The sequence below is a fragment of the Sphingobacterium sp. JUb56 genome, from assembly GCF_014191365.1.
Lineage (GTDB): Bacteria > Bacteroidota > Bacteroidia > Sphingobacteriales > Sphingobacteriaceae > Sphingobacterium > Sphingobacterium anhuiense.
In genome coordinates this window covers 369,253-388,807 of record NZ_JACHWL010000002.1, presented here as the reverse complement: position 1 = coordinate 388,807, position 19,555 = coordinate 369,253, and the positions used below count along the sequence as shown (strand labels likewise).

Genomic DNA, 19,555 nt, shown 5'->3' with positions numbered 1-19,555 from the left:
AATTGTTTTTTATGTTATTAAAATAACATGAAGGTGTTTTCTATTGAATATACCATCTGTGCCATGACAATTCGTTTCATACCAAAAAATTAAAAATGGATAAAAACAGAAAAGTTAAAATAAAAGTCGAGGACTTAACGATTGTTTTCGGTAAACAAAAGAAATTGGCGCTTAAATTACTGAATGAAGGTTACCCAAAGAAAGAAATACTAGAAAAAACCGGCTGTACAATCGGTATCAATAAAGCTAATTTTGAAATTTACGAAGGAGAGTTTTTTGTCATTATGGGACTTTCTGGAAGTGGTAAATCTACTTTACTACGTTGCCTGAACCGATTGAATGAACCTACAATGGGTAAAGTCTTTATCAATAATGATGATATCACAAGTAAAAACAATAAAGAGCTTCTGGAAGTGCGTAGAACTGAAATGAGTATGGTGTTTCAGAAATTTGGATTATTACCACATCATACTGTTTTGACTAATGCCGCTTTTGGTTTAGAAATTAGAGGGGAGGACAAAGCATCTCGCGAGGCGAAAGCTCAAAAAGCGCTTGACATAGTTGGTCTTAATGGTTTTGAACAGCAGTTTCCAATTCAGCTGTCAGGGGGTATGCAGCAACGAGTAGGGTTGGCGCGTGCTTTGGCTAATGATCCGGAAGTCATGTTGATGGATGAGGCTTTTTCAGCATTAGATCCCTTGATCAAAACCGAGATGCAGGATCAGCTATTGGAGCTTCAGGATACCTTACAAAAAACGATTGTCTTCATTACTCATGATTTGGATGAAGCTATTAAGCTTGGCGATCGTATCGTGATTATGAAAGATGGAATTATTGAGCAAATTGGTACAGCAGAAGATATTCTAACGAATCCAGCGAGTGATTATGTAAAAGCTTTTGTGGACAAAGTGGATAGAAAATCGATTATCACAGCAGGATCATTGATGACCGAGAAACCGACATTGGTTAGGTTCAAAAAAGATGGTCCTGAAGGGGCGCTTCGGAAAATGAGAACAACGGGACTTGAAATACTCCCTGTAGTGGATATTCATGATACCTTTTTGGGGTTTGTCAATATCAATGAAGTTATTCAAGCTGCTAAGCGGAAAGATCCTACTGTAGAATCTATTATTCATATGAATGTTCCTTCGGTATCTAAGGATGTTACTGTTGAAGAAATGTTACCGTTGATTTCGGAAACACGATCGCCAATTGCTGTGGTCAATGATCAAAATAGATTGTTAGGTATTGTGACGCAAACTTCACTTATTATCGAAGCAACAAAGTTTAACGAAGAGGAAATTAACGAATTAAAAGAAAAAGCAAATAATCAGTAACAATGAGTAAAATAATAGATATAGGTCAATACATTGAAGTTGCAATTAATTGGCTTACAGAAAATTTTAAGCCTTTATTTGATTTTATAAAACATACGGGTAATTCATCCATTATTGGATTAGAGTGGATATTTTTAGCAGTCCCTTTTTTTGTGGTGATCGGACTTTTTACAGGTCTGGCATGGTGGAAGTCAGGTAAAGGCGTTGCGCTAATAACTTTGTTAGGCCTGTCACTTATTTACATGATGGGTTTTTGGCAGGAGACGATGGAGACTTTAGCATTGGTTTTAGTTGCAACGGCGACAGCTTTGATACTTTCTGTTCCCTTGGGTATTTGGGCGGCGAAAAATAAACTAGCTGCGAAGATTATTCGCCCTATGTTAGACTTGATGCAGACGATGCCTGCTTTTGTTTATCTGATACCGGCAGTGTTGTTTTTTAGTATCGGTAAGGTTCCTGGCGCATTTGCGACTATTATTTTTGCGATGCCACCAGCTGTCCGTTTGACGACCCTTGGTATCGATGCAGTTCCAAAAGATATTGTAGAGGCTGCACGTGCTTTTGGAGCGACTAATCGACAGATTCTGTTTAAGGTTGAGCTACCGCTAGCTATGAAAACTATTCTGGCGGGTATAAATCAGACCATATTATTGTCACTTTCTATGGTCGTGATTGCCGGAATGATTGCTGCGGGTGGTTTAGGAGAGAAAGTACTTGAAGGAATTAATAACCTAGATATAGGACTTGGATTTGAAAGTGGCTTATCTGTTGTGATCTTAGCTATTATCTTGGATAGGATAACGCAGGGTTTTGTACAGAATAAAAAATAATATGAAGAACATTAAAATAGCTTTAATCTGTTGCGTTATCATATTTCTTAGCGCTTGTCAACCAGATGGTAATAAAAAATATATCAATGTAGGTATGGTCGATGGTTGGGCCGAAGGGGTCGCTATGACCTATGTTGCTAAAGCAGTTTTGGAGGAGTTGGATTATCATCTGGTCATCCAACGTGCTACACCAGATATGATCTTAGCTTCTATGAATAATGGTGATACAGACCTCTATATGGATGTTTGGCTTCCTTTAACTCATGGTTCTAAAATTGCAAAATTTCCTAATCTTGTTGATATTGGTACGAGTTATGCGCACGCCAAAAATGGTTTAGTTGTACCCGATTATGTTCCAATTAATTCTATTGAAGAGCTAAAAGTGCACGAAGATCAATTTAAGCATCAAATTATGGGGATTGAAAAAGGAGCTGGTATAACAGCTGCGGTAGATCAAGCGATAAAAGACTATGATTTAAATTATCGTCAGGTAAATTCATCTACAGTGGCGATGATTACTGAATTGCAAAATGCGATTAAGGAAAAACGCTGGATCGTTGTCGCAGCTTGGCAACCACACTGGATGTTTGGTAAGATGAAATTAAAATTTCTGGAAGATCCTCGAGAATCTTTAGGAACTGCAGAGCAGATCAAGATTTTTACTCGAAAGGAATTTCCTGCTGACCAACCCGAATTGACCCGCTTCTTTTCTCAGATTCATTTTGATGTAGCCACCATGTCTAACTTGCTGATGAAAATGCAGGAAAGTAAGGATAAAGAAGCTACAGCGAAACAATGGGTAGCAGATAATAGATCTTTAGTGGCTTCATGGTTGAAATAATTGGTTTTGTTTAATTTTCTGGATGCAGTTACAGCATCTGTTGTGACCAATAAAAAAAGGAAGAATCTATTTATAGATTCTTCCTTTTTTTATTTTAAAAGTGGTAAGCAATACTACCTAAGATATTTCTCGGCATTTGCGGATTAACCGTTGTCCAACCTTTAAAGTAAGTTTGGTTAGTCAGATTATTTGCCTTAACAGCAAACTCCATATGTTTGTAACTATAAGAAAGACTACCATTAAGTAAAGTATACGAAGGAAGTACAAAAGTTCCTGTCGGGATACTATTTGTAATGATATTTTCACTAGCATGATTGATTCCAAGACCAATACCTACACCTTTTAACGTTCCTTGTTGCAAAGTGTAATTTGCCCAGATATTGGCTAGGTGTTTTGGTCCAGCTTCGGTTGGGCGAAGGTTGTTCACATTAGCGGCCGCTTTTGTTGTTTTACTATCGTTGAAGCTATAGCTTAAGATCATATTAAATCCTTGAATAGGGGCGGCAGTTAAGTCGAAATCAAGACCACGGCTTAGGCGTGTACCATCCTGTACACTGATATTGTAGCTTTTACCATCAATTTCTATTGTTTCAGGACGGATCATATTGTCTACACTGATATCGTAGTAGCTGGCAGTAAGACCAATTTTATCTTCAAGTAGATTGAATTTTACTCCTGCTTCCCACTGTGATGCTTGTTGCGGTTTGAAATCGCCGGATACACTGGGGTGAGGCTGTACTACTGGTGAAACATTTTTAAAGCCATTCTGATAGTTAGCAAAGAATGAAACTTGATCTTTTATGGCTTCATACACGAGACCTACGCGCGGTGAGAAGGCTGTTTGGTTGAATTTTCCAGTAGTGGTATCTTTATCAATGTTGTACGTTCCTTTATTATTAAAGTAATCCATGCGCAGGGCAAGGTTTAAATGTAATTGTGAAGTTACATCTAAGACATTGGAAACATATGCTCCAAATACCTGTGTACGGCTACGGTTGTTGGTCTGTGCACCGTTGGAAGCAGCAATTGCCGCATCGATGAAAGCTGCGTTAAATTTATAGTAATCTGGATCATCGTATGACGTATTGATTTGATCTGTCTGTACATAAGGAGAGTTGTGCGTTTCCGATTTTTGGGAAAGGAGATCCAGTCCTATAAGTAGTCTATTGCGCATACCACCGATGTGGAAATCTCCAATAAAATTCTGTTGTGCATTGATGCTATTGGCTACATAATTTTGCAGTGCTGCATATCGGTTGATCAATGTGTCATTTGCATTTTGCAAGTACATGATATATTGGAAGTAACCATCAGATTTACGTCTATTATAACTAACAGTTGTATTGGATGTCCATTGCTCGTTGATGCGGTAATTTACATTTCCACGTAAGTTGGTACTTGGGTTTTTAAAAGTAACATCATTGTTGGTATACGACTTGTTAAAGTCAAATTGCAATTCATCGGGCGTTCTTGCAAACAATTGACGGGAACGATTGAGAAATACCATCATTGGATTGGTCGCTTTGCTCTGATAAATTTCAGCATCCAATTGAATGTCTAATTTGTCATTCGGTTTGTATAGTAATGAAGGAGCAACAAAAATTGATTTGTTAAATCCTGCATCCTGAAATGTTCCTGTATGTGAATATGCTGTGTTGATACGGCCTAAAAGTTTTTTATTAGCTGTTAGCGGTCCGTAGACATCAGCTGTTACACGGTGCTGTGCATAACTGCCAAAGATATAATTGACCCGTCCACCTATGGTATCCAGCGGTTTTTTAGTGACATTATTTATCAATCCACCAAAACCAACAGCAGCGCCACCATATAAGGAGCCAGAAGGTCCTTTGATAACCTCGATGGTTTCTAAGTTGGCCGGATCTGGACTTGTGCTAGCAATACTCACGACGCCATTGACCATCGCGGCTTGTGTGGTGAATCCTCGTAATGTGTAATAAGTGACTCCATCACCAGGACGTCCAGTGGATGACCATAATTTGTCTATACCAGAAACGTTTGCCAATGCGTCATCATAATTTGTATTTACCTGACTTTTAAGTAACTCTTTGGTAACGACAGCATAAGATTGAGAGTTTTCCATATTACGAAGTGGCATTTTGGAAACGTATAAACTTTGTTTTCGAGTATACTTATTCTTGCTTGCTCCGTTTATTACAATTTCGTCTAAAGTGGACTGGTCTTCGGTGAGATAGATGTTGGAAATGATATTTCTTTTTTCTTCTAGCTGGATGTCGCGGATTTGAGATTGGACTCCTATAGCTGAGATGTGGATTTGTGCAGGACCTGGTTTCAAGGATTTGAGGAGATAAGAACCATTGGCTTTCGTTGAAACACTGATGTCCTGAGGAAGCAGTTTGACCGTGATACCTTCTACAGGCTTTCCATCGGCGGAGAATATTTTCCCATATATTTCCGTTTTTTGTTGTGCTTGAGCTTGGAGAGAGCATGGAAGCAACAACATAAGGTAGATGATAAATTTATTCATAGTGTTTATTGATTTTATTTAGATTAATTATAAACAGTGCAAATATATTATTCATGTTACACTTTTCAAAACTATATTTTCAATCCTTTAAAAAGAAGTTTGATGTTGATTTTGAACAGTATCTGTGTCGCTTCGGGGATAAATGCTCCTATATTAGTAAGAGATTATTTTACTATTCTTGAACAATTTCCGATAAACTAATTATTCTATTTTTGTCGTTTATCTCCTTGGAAAAAGGGTTAATATTCCAAAAAATAAAAAATAGGATGTTATTGACTAACCTAAAAAAGATATTGGGTTGTACTGCAATTTAGAATTATATTTGATGGCGCTTTAACTAAAAAATAGAATTTACCAATGGTCCATCGCTATCGTGCTACTTTAATTTGGGGACAGAGATCAGACTCTATTTTTTAGTTAAATACGGCATGAGAAGAATTGAAATGTCAATCAGTTATCAATTCGCTTGTAATGAAGTTGTGTCAGTCCAGTCTCAAACTGTTTTGTTGAAATAAGTGTTAATTTTTGCTCCGGTCTTCCATCTTTAAAAAGTTTTACTCCGTCACCTACTAGTATTGGTATAATTGAAATCACAAATTCGTCAATTAAATTTTCTTTTAAAAGTTCATTAACAATTTCTGCACCACCATCAATGAAAATATTTTTGCCGGTTTCACTTTTCAATTTTAAAATAAGGTCTTTTAAATCTTCGGTGTAGAACGTGATATTACCTACATCTGGTCTAGCAGTTCTGGTTATAATATATGTCTTTTTATCAGCATGATGAAATTCTGGAACATGGGCAATGATCCAGTCATATGTTTTTCTGCCAAGAACTACTGTATCTACTGATTTTATAAATGAAGCATAACCATAGTCTTCTCCTTCTTTTTCTACTATTGATAAAAAATCAAGGTTATCATTTGGTTTGGCAATATAACCATCCAAGCTTGTTGCAATATATAAGATTACTTTTCTATCCATATTTATTTTTAGTGATTATTTTTTGTCAGATTATATTCTCATTTATAAAAGAAACGGATGGTAACTCAAGTTGTAGATGATCCTGTATCAGTTTTTATCGGTCACCGGGGACAGCTAGGTGACTATTAGCTTCGACAGTACCGACCTGTAAAAGAATATTCATTATTAATTGTGCCTAATTTAATCAAAAAAGACCGTTTTGATTGGGTTTTTCTTTATAAAGTTTAACGTTGTAGCATCGGGAAATATACGTTCTTCTTCATTTTCAATGCCATTGCAAATCTCATAAGCTATTTCTTGAGGTTCTGATTTATGCGATTTCGTTTCTTCTTTTGTCATTTGCGTATTGACATACCCCATATAGGCACCGATAACTTTGATTCCTAAAGCTTCGAGTTCTTCACGTATTGTTTCTGTCAAAATATGAGCTGCAGCTTTGGAGGCACAATAGGTACCTAATCTTTTTATAACAGCTAAACTTCCTATTGAAAGAATATTGACGATACAAGTGTCTTTATTTTTTTGAAGATGTGGGATAAAGTTGTTAATCATTTCGATTACACCTATATAGTTCACTTTCATCTCAAATAAAGCAGTTTTTGCGGCTTCTTCTTTTAGAAAAGGGATTTTAAGTTCTATCCCGGCATTATTAATCAGTATTTCTGTATCGTTGCAATTTAGGGCTGCCGCTTGTATACTGTCCGTACTTGTTACGTCAAGTTCTAAAAGTTCAACTCTGTTGTCATAATTCTGAAACTGATTTTTTAAATTTTGTAATTTTAAGCCTGTTGCATATACTTTCTTAACGTTTCTACTGATGAGTTCTTGTACTAGCGCTGTTCCGAGACCTCCATCGGCTCCTGTTACTAAAACTGTTTTATCTTTTAAAATCATTGTTCTACTCTATTGGTTCTATTATTCTGAATGCTTAAAATGAGCTTAAATTACCTAATTTTCTTTCATATCAACAAGCTTTTTTTATTGATATTATTATCTGTAGAGAAAGATTCTGATCATCGTGCACTATGGGATAGGACTGTAGATGGATACTGGAAATACTTTAGGTTAATAATTTTCTGAAAGCGAACGAATAGTTATAAGTTAATTGATAGCATGATCATAAAATTATCATTAGGTGGCTTATAAGCCACAATTTCCAGGGTTTAATTTGTACAGGAACATGCTTTATTTAATTTTGTGACTTTATCGCTTTACATGATACCTTTGTACAAGATAAACTTTATTGTTTCTTGATGACGGAAATTTGTATTATTGGATCTTCAGTTAGTTTTTTGTTAAATTTTAAATATAAATTATAGATGAAAAAAATAGTAGCCATTATTTTCCTTTTTGTTACTGTATTTGTTGTGTCCTGTTCAAAGGAAGATAACAATATGGGAGAGTCTAATAGTGTAACTGGGCGCTGGGTTCTCCAAGAGATGATCGAATTAAATACGATGAAGGAAGTTCCTTATACAGATGGTATTGAATATACATTTAAAGCAGACGAAACGTTTACAGGTATTAGTGTCGATATTGATTTTGATGGTAGTGATGTTGTTACTAAAAAGATTGCGATTTCTGGTACATATGTGCTTTCTGATAATGGTCAGAAAATAACAATAAGACAGAATGGAGGGCAGACATTGGTATTTGATATTTATGATCTTACCTCAAAAAAGATGATACTGAGGGGTAAATTTCAAAACTTTCAGGTTGAGTCTACGTTTAGTAAAAAATAATTATTAGAATTTTTTTCATCCAACGCATCCTCCCTTACTATAAGGAGGGTGTGTTGGATTTTATTATTAAATATTGATCTAGTTACTTCCGTTGTCTTTACGAATAGCTGTAACTATGGGTTGTTAATAACTACATAAAATAGCTAGGGATCTGTAATTGCATATTGGAGAAATAAGAAATTACCCTATTTCGTGAAATAAAATTCAAGATTTGTGCTATTTTACTAGTGCTTTTTTACAGTAAATTTGTTGGGTTAAAAACAATAAGTTTTTAAATTCGCTATTTATGATGTTGAGACTAGTTATTTTTGTACTGTCAATCTGGTTTTTTCCTTTTCAATCATTAGGATCAACCTCACTTGCTACAGTACGGAATCGTGCTAATTCATCTACATTTCAAAGAAGATTTGATCCTGCTGATCAGCTTGTCGAAAACGGCGATTCCCATTTGTCGGATAAAAGAAATTCACTTTTTCAACAGATGTGTTTTTGGGATATCGATTTAGATCTTGATAAAGATTTCAAATTGGACACATTATTCGCAATTTACGATCTAACGGTTCATTTGTTATATCCTAATCAAACAGCATATCTGGATTCCTATACATCCTATGCTGATCTACCGGTTCAATCTCGTAAATTTCTCCTTTTCGAGCAGATAAAGATACCTCTTTAATCTCCCTTCCACTCACTTACTTTGTAAGTGGTAGAGTCAGTTATATCCTGTCTGCTACTCACATGAAACAATTCTATATTATCTAAGATTAAACACTATTATGCACGAGCTTAGTATTGTAAAAGATATCTTCGATACTCTGGAGGGCCATTATGGTGCCAAGGTTGAAGATATTCAAAAGATTCAAGTAACTGCGGGTCTGCTTTCAAATGTGCAGCCTGTCTTAATTCAAAATGCCTTTGATGCTTTTATTTTAGATAATAATGGCTATATGGATATGGAACTTGAGGTTGTCGTCAACGAGATCATGGCTTACTGTGAACATTGTCAAAAAAAATTTCCGGTGCTTTATCATCGTTTTGTATGCACCTGTGGTCAACCTTCGTCCACAATCGTTCAGGGAAATGAATTATATATATCAAAAGTAATTTTTAAACAAGAAAAATAAGAAACTATGTCAACTAACACATCTAGTCCAAAAAGTGCTGGAAACCGCGTCGGTTCTGTACAGTGTGATAACACCACATTACATTTATTAAAAGCCAATGATTATGTTGCAAATGCTATCCGTGAACGTTTAAAAGACGTTTGTGTGATCAATGTTTGTTCATCTCCTGGTTCAGGTAAAACAACTTTAATGCAAGAAACAGGTAAGCTACTTGCAAATGATCTTAATATTTCTGTATTAGTGGGTGATCCTGAAACGGAGCGCGACGCGATTAGAATGCGTGATGTAGGTATCAACGCGTTGCAGATTGTAACTGGTGGTATGTGTCATATAGAAGCGCAGATGATTTTGCAAGCACTTGATCATATTGATATTACAGGTACAGATCTTTTATTTATTGAGAATGTGGGAAATTTACTATGTCCTTCTGCTTTTGATTTAGGTGAAGATTATCGTGTTACATTATTAGCAACCACTGAGGGTGATGATAAACCTAAAAAGTATCCGCGAATGTTCTTAACGAGTGAGCTGATGTTAGTTTCAAAATCTGATTTATTGCCGTATGTGCCATTTTCAGTAGATGCTGTAACTAAAGATGCCCGTGAAGTAAATCCGAATATTGAAGTGATTACTATCAGTACATTGAAGAATGAGGGTATTGATGAGTGGTGCACCTGGTTGAAAGAAAAGGTTAAGCAAAAAAAAGAATCAAGACTTCAAGCTGAAGTAAAATAGGAGCTATGCAAGCAGAGTTGGTATATATTGATGCTGTGCTGCCGCAGGGAGCGTTTGCTCAGGATACTGTATCGCTACTTCAGCTGGAATGGTTTGAAGTGAATAAAAAAAGATTGACAAGAGCTACTACTACTGGGCAAACTTTATTGATGGAGCTGGAAAAAGGTCGTGAATGGTGCTCTGGAGATGGTCTGTTCCATGAAGGAAAATTGATTGCTACTATTGCAATTAAACCGACATTGACCATTTGTTTTAATCCCGTTAATACAGTACAGGCGGCTGACTTTTCTTATTACTTGGGGAATAGGCATTTACCATTGTTTATGGAGACTGATCGCGCGATGTATCGTGTTCCTTATGATGGTCGTTTATATGAGCAGCTGCTTGCAAAATTTCAATCTCAGGTACAGTTGGAAGATGGGATATTACTGTCAGAAAATCTAGTAAAGCGGTTGATAAAAAAATCAAGAAATGAAAATGAGTTATAAATTATTTTGCTTAGTAGCTTTTTTATCTATAGCCACTTTTAGTGGGTGTAGTCATGTTACTAAGAATGATCTATCGAAATCTATTAGCGCAACCGATAGCCGTGGAAAAGTGATCAAGTTGAACGATGTTGCCAAACGGGTTGTCGTTTTATTTCCTTCGTTGCTTGATGAGGTGTATATGCTTCAAGCCGGTGATCAGGTTGTTGGTATTCCACAACAGGTATATCAAATGGAAGATACTTATGCTTTTTTATCGAAACTTGATTCGAGGATTGCTGCCAAAACATTGCCAACCCCAACTTATGGTGGGCAGTCCAGTAATGTCGAGAGTATTATTGCTTTACAACCTGATTTGGTGATTACCTTCAATACCGATCAAGATAATATAGAACAATTAGAAGATCTTGATGTCCCTGTTTTTACCTGTTCCTCGGCAGATGACAAAAGTATAATGGCGGAATTGCTGGGGATGGGAACGCTTGTTGGAAAACAAGAAAGAGCACAGGAAATTGTTGATTATGTTGATGGGGAGCTCGATCGTATGCAAGTTCCATCGATTGAAAATGCGAAGTCTGTTTATTATGCTTGGTCAAAAGGCCGTGTCATGTCTACTTCTGGAAAAGGAAGTCTTATTGATATGGCGATTCGTCTTTCTGGAGCTGAAAATGCATGTCCTCTACCTATGGAAGCTCCAAATATCAGTGCAGAAACGATGTATAAGTGGAATCCCGATTTAATAATCTTGTGGAACTCTAAATTGTCGGATGTTTATGATCTGAAAGAGTTAGCAGATCTTCCTGCTGTGAAAAATAAACAGGTTTTTGTCATGTCACCATCGTTTCCTTTTGATCCACATACCGTTAAGTTTTTATTGTTTGCTAAACAAGTTCGTCATTGGAGCTTTCCAAGCTATTCGGAAGAGCAATTGAAAAAAGAAATGCAGGGAGCTTTTGAAGTCATGTACGGTAAAAAGGGTTTACTATAATCATGAAAAATATAAAAATCATCGTCCTGTTGATCTTATTTCCACTGTCGCTTTTTGTGTTGTCGCTTACTATTGGTTCTACACAACATGTCGGTCTGGTCGAATTGTTTCAGCGGATGTGTTTGCAATTAGGGTTAATACAAGATCAACATCTGCTTTCGGATGCAAGTTTAAATACCATTTTATGGCAGGTGAGATTGCCACGGGTGTTATTGACTTTTATGGTCGGTGCAGCTTTGGCTTCGTCAGGAGGAGTTTTACAAGCTATTTTCCGTAATCCAATTGTAGATCCGTTTACATTAGGTATCTCTTCGGGATCTGCTTTTGGAGCAGCACTCGCAATGTTGTTTCCGATTATGTCTGTTAATCTCTCTGCTTTTATTTTTGGAGTTTGTGCAGTGGGGCTGACTTATTTGGTTTCTTACTCTGGAGCAAGGACTTCTATTGTAGGGATGGTATTAGCTGGGATGGTGATTTCTGGGGTTTTTACTGCTCTTTTAACTCTATTGCAGTATTTAAGTGATCCTTATAAACTTCAAGCTATTGTTCAATGGACAATGGGCAACTTACATACTGCTTCTTGGTCTAAGGTATATAGCGCTATGGGACCAATTTCAGTTGGTTTATTTGTGATTGTGCTCTATCGTTGGAAGCTGAATCTATTGTCTCTCGGTGATCAAGAAGCTTTAGCCATCGGTGTCAATCCCAGAATCATTAAATTGATTCTAATTGGAGTTGCGACGATGATTACGGCATCTGCAGTAGCTGCGGTAGGGGTGATCAGTCTGTTTGGGTTGATTATTCCACATATTAGCCGAATGATATTTGGACCTAATAATAATATTTCGGTGTGGGCTAATATCAGCATCGGCGGTAGTTTTCTACTTTTAATCGATGATTTTTCTCGTGCTGTGATGCCTTTCGAAATTCCGATCGGTGTGTTTACTATGATTGTGGGAGCGCCCTTATTTATTTACTTGATGCGTCGAAACGCGATGAACTGGAACTCATGATAGCTATGATTTCAACAAAACAATTATCTTTCTCTTATGGAAATGATATCGTATTGCGTGATGTGAACGTCTCTTTTCCAAAAGGAAAATTGTCGATCATCCTAGGCCGTAATGGCAGTGGGAAATCAACGTTGTTTAATGTGATCGCAGGCTTAGAAAAACGCTACGATGGTCAAGTGACTATTGGCGATGTAGAACGTAGAAAGATTAAGATCGGTAGTAGTAGTCAGTTACGTTTGGGTTTTCTCAATCAATTTCATCAGATGACTTTTCCCTATAAAGTGTTTGATGTGGTTTTGACTGGAAGGGCTTCTTTTTCACGATTCTCACCAAGTAAAGCAGATCATGAAGCTGTACATGCGATTTTAAAAAAGTTTGATCTGGAACATCTTCGTGATAAGCCTTATACCGAATTGTCTGGAGGAGAAAGACAGTTGATCTTATTATGCCGTGTATTGGTGCAACAGCCTGATGTCCTCATGTTGGATGAACCTACTAATCACTTGGATCTAAACTATCAAATGGCTGTTTTGCGAACAGCGAAAGAGCTGGTTAAGGAGGGGACGACAGTTTTATGTGTTATGCACGATCCTAATCTGGCTTATATGTTTGGTGACCAATTTTACCTAATGCGTGATCAAAGTGTTCTTGATATTAATGGTCTGGAGCGCGAAGAAGTGAAAAATTTGTTGGAAGAAACATATGAATTGCCTTTGTTGAGTATAGAGAAGCAAGGAAAATGGATGTTTATTCCAATGCTTAATGAAAATCAATAATGAAAAATATTTCGATATATCATGTTGGATCAGAAGATGTGGTAGAAGTTCTGCCTTATGTTCTGGATTTCAGAAGAAAACTATTTCCGATGTTGGATCCGAATCAGGTGCCTAAAGATTTAAAGGCGTTTGAACAGGTTTATTTACAGAACCGCGCTGGTACTTTTCTACAGGCAAGAACTGCGGATGGCATATTAATCGGGGTGATCGGTATGCTTAATTATGATTACCGGTTCCCTCACTTGGATATTGATGCTAAGAAGACCGTTGAAGTAGCCCGCTTATTTGTGGATCCCAAATATCGTAGGACTGGACTGGGGACAGAGCTGTTTCAAAGTTTACTCGTGGTGGCGCAGGAAAAACAGATTGAAAGACTTTATTTACATACCCATCCATTTTTGGAGGGTGCATATGAATTTTGGTTGCAGCAGGGGTTTCAATTGATAGAATACCGTGATGAATCTGGATTTCTCACTATACACATGGAACTGATGGTTAATGAATCGAAAAGTGTTGTGGTATTGGAGGACATTTTGGAGCAGGAAAAACACTCCACAATATGAGCTTGCAAGCTCTATAAAATAAAGACTATGCATTTATGCATAACAGATAATTGAACAAACAATAGATAATTGTATTCCAATGAAATATAATATAAAGACCTTGGCTTTTGCAATAGCCTTAGGTACTGTTTCCCCAGTGGCTGTACATGCGCAGAATAGTACACCAATTTTTGGAAAAACTTATGATGAGGTTGGAGATATCGTCTCTGGCGTAACATTGACAATAAACAGTTCAAAGCAGGTGACAACTTCCAACGAGTCAGGGGAATTTACTTTTTCTGAAGCGATTAATTTTCCCATTGTCATCCATGCTTCTGCAATTGGTTATATTGATCAAAAAATAACACTTTCGGCGAGTAACTGGAATGTAAAAAAAGGAATATCTCTTGTCTTGATTAAAGATAATAGAACTTTGGATGAGGTGTTGATCACAGGGAGACGTAACAAATCTTATCTCACCAATGATCTGGAATTGGGGGGTAAGTTTTCTGGGAAATTAAAGAATCTACCACAATCTGTTTCTGTTTTAAGCCGGGAGTTTATCGAAGATAAGCAAGCTTTTACGACAGGTGCATTGTTTCAGGATCTGGCAGGAGTGACGGAAGCTTCTTCTTATGATGATGTGGTTATCCGTGGTTTTAAAAGTGGATATGAAACCGGTGTGCGTTTGGTCAATGGTTTACGTTCGGGCTATGGTTATGGTAATAGTTACTACAATACACCATTGACATTGAACCTGGAAAGTCTTGAAGTCTTGAAAGGTCCGGGAGCTTCTTTGTTTGGTGATGTGGTGCCAGGTGGTACGGTTAATATGACCACAAAGAAACCTTTGGACACTTTTAAGGGGAATATCGGTTTTGCATCTGGAAGTTTTCAGACTATGCGTACAACACTGGATCTGGGAGGGCCTTTGGATAGCGCTAAGCGTGTTTTGTACCGTTTCAATGCGGGTTATGAGGATACGAAAACTTTCCGTGATGTCAATCGTCAAAAAAGAATTCTTGTTGCACCATCTTTTACTTTTAAACCAGCAGTCGGTACGCAGGTGGATGTTGATGTGGTTTATAACCAATTTAATGGTTATCTCGATCGTGGGATGGGAATTAAAGCAAATGATTTTTATGCTTTACCTCGATCATTTACGTTAAGCCAACCTTCCGATTTCTATAATTCGAAGACATTTTCACTGAGCGGTAGGTTGTCCCAACAGCTTACGGAGAATTTAAGCTTTCACTTGAGCTATATGAAATCTGTTTATGAAGAAGATGTCAATGAACATCGGACGTTGAATACATTTGCTGATGCTCCTAAAAATACGATCATGAACATGCGTTTTTTTGATCGTCATGGTAAAGATTATACGGATAATGTCGTTGGTTATTTTAAATGGGATCATTATGGTGCTGTGGTAGATCATCACATCGTAGCGGGAGTTGATTTTGCGGAGTACAGAGGTGATCAGGAAAATCAGTTGCGAGAAGCTAGACAAAAGACGGTGAACGGACAGGTTGTACCTCTGACATTTGATTTGAACAATCCAACTTATACGACTCATGATCTAACTTCTTACGTCTGGCGAGAGCATGTAGCTTATCCATTTTTAAGTCCTTATAAAACTACAGGAAAATATATACAAGATCAGATGTCGATTGCTGATAAACTTAAAGTTATCGTAGGATTACGTCACGAGCATTATGCTTCCGAGACTATCGACGGGCAGAAGCGTTATCATGCTACACAAAATGCCTGGCTACCTAGAGCGGGATTAACGTACGAATTGAATAAGCAGATCAACTATTTTGCGAGCTATTCTCAGGGTTTCGTCCCGGTAGGTGCAAGTTTTATTCAGAATTACCAAGATTATGGTGCAGATAAACCTTTTGTTCCGGAACGTAGTTTTCAATTGGAAACTGGCTTTAAAACTGGTTTTTTTAAAGACCAGCTTCAGATGGATCTTTCCTTATTCCGTATCGAGCGTCAAAATATGATGATCGCAACTGGTGTGATATTAGATTCTGGTTTTTCTGAATATCGACAATCTGGAAAAGCAATTTCTGAGGGTATTGAACTGGATCTTCGTGGGCAGTTGACCAAAGAATTTCAGATTATGGCAAACTATACTTATAATCATACTGATGTGAAAGCATCATCGATCGCTTCTGAGGTTGGACAATCATTACCGGGAGCTCCTAAAAATATGGCAAGTGCTTGGTTAAAATATGTGTTTTCACAACATGCTTTGAAAGGCCTTGGTTTTGGTGCAGGGGCTTATTATGTGGATAGCCGTCGTATGGATAATAGTATTGGTAAAGATAGTGATGGTCAAGCGATGTGGGGTTACTGGCCTTCTTATACTACCGTGAATGCTGCGGTATATTACCATATCGGTGCATTGAAGATGGCTGTTAATGTCAATAATGTGTTTGATAAGTATTACTTTTTGGGTGGCTTTGATTATACACGTGCATTTCCTGGAGCACCGCGCAACGTGATGGTTTCATTAGGTTATGCTTTTTAATGAAAAAAAGAGCTAAATCTTAGTTTAAGATATAATATAGACTATTTTATTCAAGATTTGTGCTATTTAAAACTTGTTTTAGTTGGTACTTTTGTCTTGGAAATTTAGATGAAAATGAAAGTAATGTTTCGGAATATATTGACACTTTTTGTAATGCTGTTTGCTTTGGTTACGGCCAAAGGGAATACGCATTTACATCAGAAGGTTAGTGTTTCGAAACAGGTAAAGTTTTTATCAACAGATTATTCATCATTTGAGTTACCTGAAATCAGTTCCAATGTCCATCATTTGACGCTGTTTTCAGGTATGCTCGATGCATGGGAGTGTAACGATCCGCAAGAACTCAATGAGCCGGATCAATTGCTTTATTTTACTATTATTCCGGTTTGGCTATCGGCAATGGGGGTAATGTATGATAGGAAGCAGGATTTTAGTTTCCCAACTGAACACATAGGAGTAATCCTCAATCCGCGATACATACTATTCAAGTGTATCAAAATTCCAATTTAATTTTAATATAATTTCTTCTTCTGCCAAAAGTTATGCAGACCGGTAAGGTTGTGCCATAAACTTTCGGGCGTTATCTGCATGTTTTTTTGTTTGTTATAAACATCAAAAGATTTCGTTGTGGATCAAACAATAGTAATATAATTCTTACATATAAGTTAATATAAAATAGTAATTAGATGCATTTATTACCTAGAGAGACTGAGAAGCTGTTGCTTCATGTAGCTGGTGAACTCGCAAAAAAGCGTATGGCCAGAGGTGTCAAATTAAATTATCCGGAGTCTATTGCGTATATCAGCAGTGAACTTATGGAAGGTGCACGAGATGGTCGGACTGTTGCAGAACTGATGCAGTATGGGGCGACTTTGTTGACCCGTGAAGATGTGATGCAGGGTGTGCCTGAGATGATTCACGATATACAGATCGAGGCAACTTTTCCTGATGGTACCAAATTGGTAACGGTACATAATCCTATTCGTTAATTTAATAAGAACATTGAAAATATGATTCCTGGAGAATATTTCATTCAAGATGGCGATATCATCTGTAATGAAGGTAGAGAAGTAACAACATTGACAGTTGTCAATACGGGAGATAGACCGATTCAGGTGGGCTCCCATTATCATTTTTTTGAGGTCAATAAAATGATGGAATTTGATCGCGCATTAGCCTTTGGGAAGCGCTTAAATATTATCGCGAGTACTGCTGTTCGTTTTGAACCTGGGGAGTCCAAGATTGTAGAATTGGTTCCTTATGCTGGAGCGAGAAGAGTATATGGTCACAACGATCTGGTGAATGGCGATACTGAAACAGAGGTAGGAAAAATGAACGCTTTGAAAAAAGCAGATGCAAATGGCTTTAAAAATAAAAAATCATGAGCTTAAAGGTTAGTAGATTAAATTACGCGGCGATATTTGGACCTACAGGGGGAGATAAAGTTCGCTTAGGAGATACAGAAATCATCATTGAAGTTGAAAAAGATTATGCATACTATGGTGATGAGGCAAAGTTTGGAGGCGGTAAAACTATTCGTGATGGTATGTGTCAGTCTTCGGTGCATACGCGTGATGAAGGTACATTGGATTTAGTGATCACAGATGCGATTATCATTGATCACTGGGGTATTGTAAAAGGTGATATCGGGATCAAAGATGGAAAAATTGTTGGTGTAGGTCGTGCGGGTAATCCCGATACGATGGATAATATCACACCAAATATGATTATTGGTGCTTCGACGGAAGTTCATGGTGGTGCTGGATTTATTGTTACTCCAGGAGGTATTGATACACATATTCACTACATCAGCCCTACACAGACGGAAACTGCTTTATACAGTGGTATTACGACTATGATCGGTGGTGGTACTGGACCTGCTGATGGTACGAATGCGACAACGGTAACACCAGGGAAATGGAATATCCGTAAAATGATGCAGGCTGTTGAAGCTTTGCCTATGAATTTTGGTTTTTTCGGTAAAGGTAATGTGGGGACAGAACAACCGATCGTGGAGCAGATCGAGGCTGGTGTACTGGGAGTGAAAATTCATGAGGATTGGGGCGCTACTCCTGCGACTATCGACCGTGCACTTTCTGTGGCTGATCAATATGATGTACAAGTCGCAATTCATACGGATACGTTGAATGAAGCTGGATTTTTAGAAGATACTATGGCAGCGATCAATGGTCGCGTCATTCATACCTTCCATACTGAAGGTGCTGGTGGTGGTCATGCCCCAGATATCATTAAATCGGCGATGTACCCGAACGTATTGCCTGCGTCTACAAACCCGACTCGTCCGTTTACTAAAAATACGATTGATGAACATCTGGATATGTTGATGGTCTGTCACCATTTAAGTAAAGATATTCCTGAAGATGTTGCTTTTGCGGATTCCCGTATTCGTCCTGAAACGATTGCTGCGGAAGATATTCTACAAGATCGAGGTGTTTTCAGTATCATGAGTTCGGATTCTCAAGCAATGGGCCGTGTAGGTGAGGTCATTACGAGAACATGGCAAACTGCTGATAAGATGAAGAAACAGACTGGTGCACTTCCGGAAGATGAGGGTACAGGAAATGATAACTTTAGAGCTAGACGTTATGTTGCTAAATATACGATCAATCCTGCGATAGCACACGGTATCTCTAAATACGTTGGTTCTATAGAACAGGGTAAAATAGCGGATATGGTGATCTGGCGTCCTGCTTTGTTTGGTGCTAAGCCTGAAATGATCATTAAGGGCGGAATGATTATCGCTTCGAAAATGGGAGATGCCAATGCATCTATTCCTACGCCTCAACCGATCATCTTGCGTACGATGTATGGTGGTTATGGTAAAGCATTGACAGAGACTTGTTTCAACTTTGTTTCTAAAATTTCGATTGAAAAAGGAATCAAAGAGGAGTACGGATTGAGTAAAACATTACTACCTGTGGAAAACTGCCGTAATATCTCCAAAAAAGATATGATTCACAATGATGCTACTCCAGAAATCATCGTTAATCCAGAAAACTATGAAGTAAGTGTCGATGGTGAGGTGATCAAATGTGAACCGATTGATAAGGTTGCTTTGGGACAATTGTATTTCTTGTTTTAATATGATCGCT

Annotated in this window: 19 protein-coding genes and 1 pseudogene; 17 read left to right on the top strand and 3 right to left on the bottom strand. The window is 37.6% G+C overall.

What is annotated here, in order from left to right; translation table 11 throughout:
• Positions 1 to 95 precede the first annotated feature (95 nt).
• The 3 genes from FHR29_RS21170 to FHR29_RS21160 are packed head-to-tail and all read left to right on the top strand — an operon-like array spanning position 96 to position 3,008.
• Positions 96 to 1,337, top strand: coding sequence for a glycine betaine/L-proline ABC transporter ATP-binding protein (locus FHR29_RS21170; RefSeq protein WP_132770940.1), 1,242 nt, complete (start codon positions 96 to 98; stop codon positions 1,335 to 1,337).
• Between the two features lie 2 nt (positions 1,338 to 1,339).
• Positions 1,340 to 2,167: a proline/glycine betaine ABC transporter permease gene (locus tag FHR29_RS21165; protein WP_132842919.1), complete on the top strand. Its 828-nt coding sequence runs from the start codon at positions 1,340 to 1,342 to the stop codon at positions 2,165 to 2,167.
• A 1-nt stretch (position 2,168) separates the two neighbouring features.
• Positions 2,169 to 3,008 (top strand): glycine betaine ABC transporter substrate-binding protein, encoded by an 840-nt coding sequence (locus tag FHR29_RS21160; RefSeq protein ID WP_132842918.1) that lies wholly within the window; start codon positions 2,169 to 2,171, stop codon positions 3,006 to 3,008.
• Between the two features lie 94 nt (positions 3,009 to 3,102).
• On the opposite strand, the gene FHR29_RS21155 is transcribed toward FHR29_RS21160, so the two are convergent.
• The 3 genes from FHR29_RS21155 to FHR29_RS21145 all read right to left on the bottom strand — a co-directional run bounded on the left by FHR29_RS21155 (position 3,103) and on the right by FHR29_RS21145 (position 7,392).
• Positions 3,103 to 5,514, bottom strand: coding sequence for a TonB-dependent receptor (locus FHR29_RS21155; RefSeq protein ID WP_183917119.1), 2,412 nt, complete (start codon positions 5,512 to 5,514; stop codon positions 3,103 to 3,105).
• A gap of 450 nt (positions 5,515 to 5,964) precedes the next feature.
• Entirely contained in the window at positions 5,965 to 6,498 is a 534-nt protein-coding gene (locus FHR29_RS21150) for a dihydrofolate reductase family protein (RefSeq protein WP_183917117.1), read from the bottom strand.
• 180 nt (positions 6,499 to 6,678) lie between these two features.
• The gene (locus tag FHR29_RS21145; RefSeq protein WP_183917116.1) at positions 6,679 to 7,392 is read right to left on the bottom strand and encodes an SDR family NAD(P)-dependent oxidoreductase; all 714 of its coding nucleotides are present in this window, start codon (positions 7,390 to 7,392) and stop codon (positions 6,679 to 6,681) included.
• A gap of 425 nt (positions 7,393 to 7,817) precedes the next feature.
• Between FHR29_RS21145 and FHR29_RS21140 the strand changes: the two genes are divergently transcribed.
• The 14 genes and pseudogenes from FHR29_RS21140 to ureC all read left to right on the top strand — a co-directional run bounded on the left by FHR29_RS21140 (position 7,818) and on the right by ureC (position 19,545).
• Complete coding sequence (locus FHR29_RS21140; protein WP_021192460.1) at positions 7,818 to 8,240, top strand: lipocalin family protein; 423 nt, start codon at positions 7,818 to 7,820, stop codon at positions 8,238 to 8,240.
• A 286-nt stretch (positions 8,241 to 8,526) separates the two neighbouring features.
• A complete protein-coding gene (locus FHR29_RS21135; protein ID WP_183917114.1) occupies positions 8,527 to 8,916 on the top strand; it encodes a hypothetical protein in 390 nt (129 codons plus the stop codon).
• 100 nt (positions 8,917 to 9,016) lie between these two features.
• Complete coding sequence (locus FHR29_RS21130; protein WP_132842912.1) at positions 9,017 to 9,364, top strand: hydrogenase maturation nickel metallochaperone HypA; 348 nt, start codon at positions 9,017 to 9,019, stop codon at positions 9,362 to 9,364.
• 6 nt (positions 9,365 to 9,370) lie between these two features.
• A complete protein-coding gene (hypB, locus tag FHR29_RS21125; RefSeq protein WP_132770932.1) occupies positions 9,371 to 10,099 on the top strand; it encodes a hydrogenase nickel incorporation protein HypB in 729 nt (242 codons plus the stop codon).
• A 5-nt stretch (positions 10,100 to 10,104) separates the two neighbouring features.
• Entirely contained in the window at positions 10,105 to 10,587 is a 483-nt protein-coding gene (locus FHR29_RS21120) for an urease accessory protein UreE (protein ID WP_183917112.1), read from the top strand.
• Positions 10,571 to 11,572, top strand: a complete 1,002-nt coding sequence (locus FHR29_RS21115) for an ABC transporter substrate-binding protein (protein WP_183917110.1) — start codon at positions 10,571 to 10,573, stop codon at positions 11,570 to 11,572. The genes FHR29_RS21120 and FHR29_RS21115 overlap by 17 nt, the downstream gene beginning before the upstream one ends.
• A gap of 2 nt (positions 11,573 to 11,574) precedes the next feature.
• Positions 11,575 to 12,585: an iron ABC transporter permease gene (locus FHR29_RS21110; RefSeq protein ID WP_132770929.1), complete on the top strand. Its 1,011-nt coding sequence runs from the start codon at positions 11,575 to 11,577 to the stop codon at positions 12,583 to 12,585.
• A 5-nt stretch (positions 12,586 to 12,590) separates the two neighbouring features.
• Complete coding sequence (locus FHR29_RS21105) at positions 12,591 to 13,361, top strand: ABC transporter ATP-binding protein (protein WP_221197912.1); 771 nt, start codon at positions 12,591 to 12,593, stop codon at positions 13,359 to 13,361.
• On the top strand, positions 13,361 to 13,924 hold the full coding sequence (locus FHR29_RS21100) for a GNAT family N-acetyltransferase (RefSeq protein ID WP_183917106.1): 564 nt from the start codon (positions 13,361 to 13,363) through the stop codon (positions 13,922 to 13,924). The genes FHR29_RS21105 and FHR29_RS21100 overlap by 1 nt, the downstream gene beginning before the upstream one ends.
• A gap of 79 nt (positions 13,925 to 14,003) precedes the next feature.
• Complete coding sequence (locus FHR29_RS21095; protein ID WP_183917105.1) at positions 14,004 to 16,442, top strand: TonB-dependent receptor; 2,439 nt, start codon at positions 14,004 to 14,006, stop codon at positions 16,440 to 16,442.
• 123 nt (positions 16,443 to 16,565) lie between these two features.
• On the top strand, positions 16,566 to 16,952 hold the full coding sequence (locus FHR29_RS21090) for a hypothetical protein (RefSeq protein ID WP_183917103.1): 387 nt from the start codon (positions 16,566 to 16,568) through the stop codon (positions 16,950 to 16,952).
• 176 nt (positions 16,953 to 17,128) lie between these two features.
• On the top strand, positions 17,129 to 17,431 hold the full coding sequence (gene ureA / locus FHR29_RS21085; RefSeq protein ID WP_021192450.1) for an urease subunit gamma: 303 nt from the start codon (positions 17,129 to 17,131) through the stop codon (positions 17,429 to 17,431).
• 21 nt (positions 17,432 to 17,452) lie between these two features.
• Positions 17,453 to 17,758 (top strand): annotated as a pseudogene (locus FHR29_RS21080) (urease subunit beta); the annotation flags it as partial.
• Positions 17,759 to 17,823: 65 nt separating this feature from the next.
• Entirely contained in the window at positions 17,824 to 19,545 is a 1,722-nt protein-coding gene (ureC, locus tag FHR29_RS21075) for an urease subunit alpha (RefSeq protein WP_021192448.1), read from the top strand.
• Positions 19,546 to 19,555 lie beyond the last annotated feature (10 nt).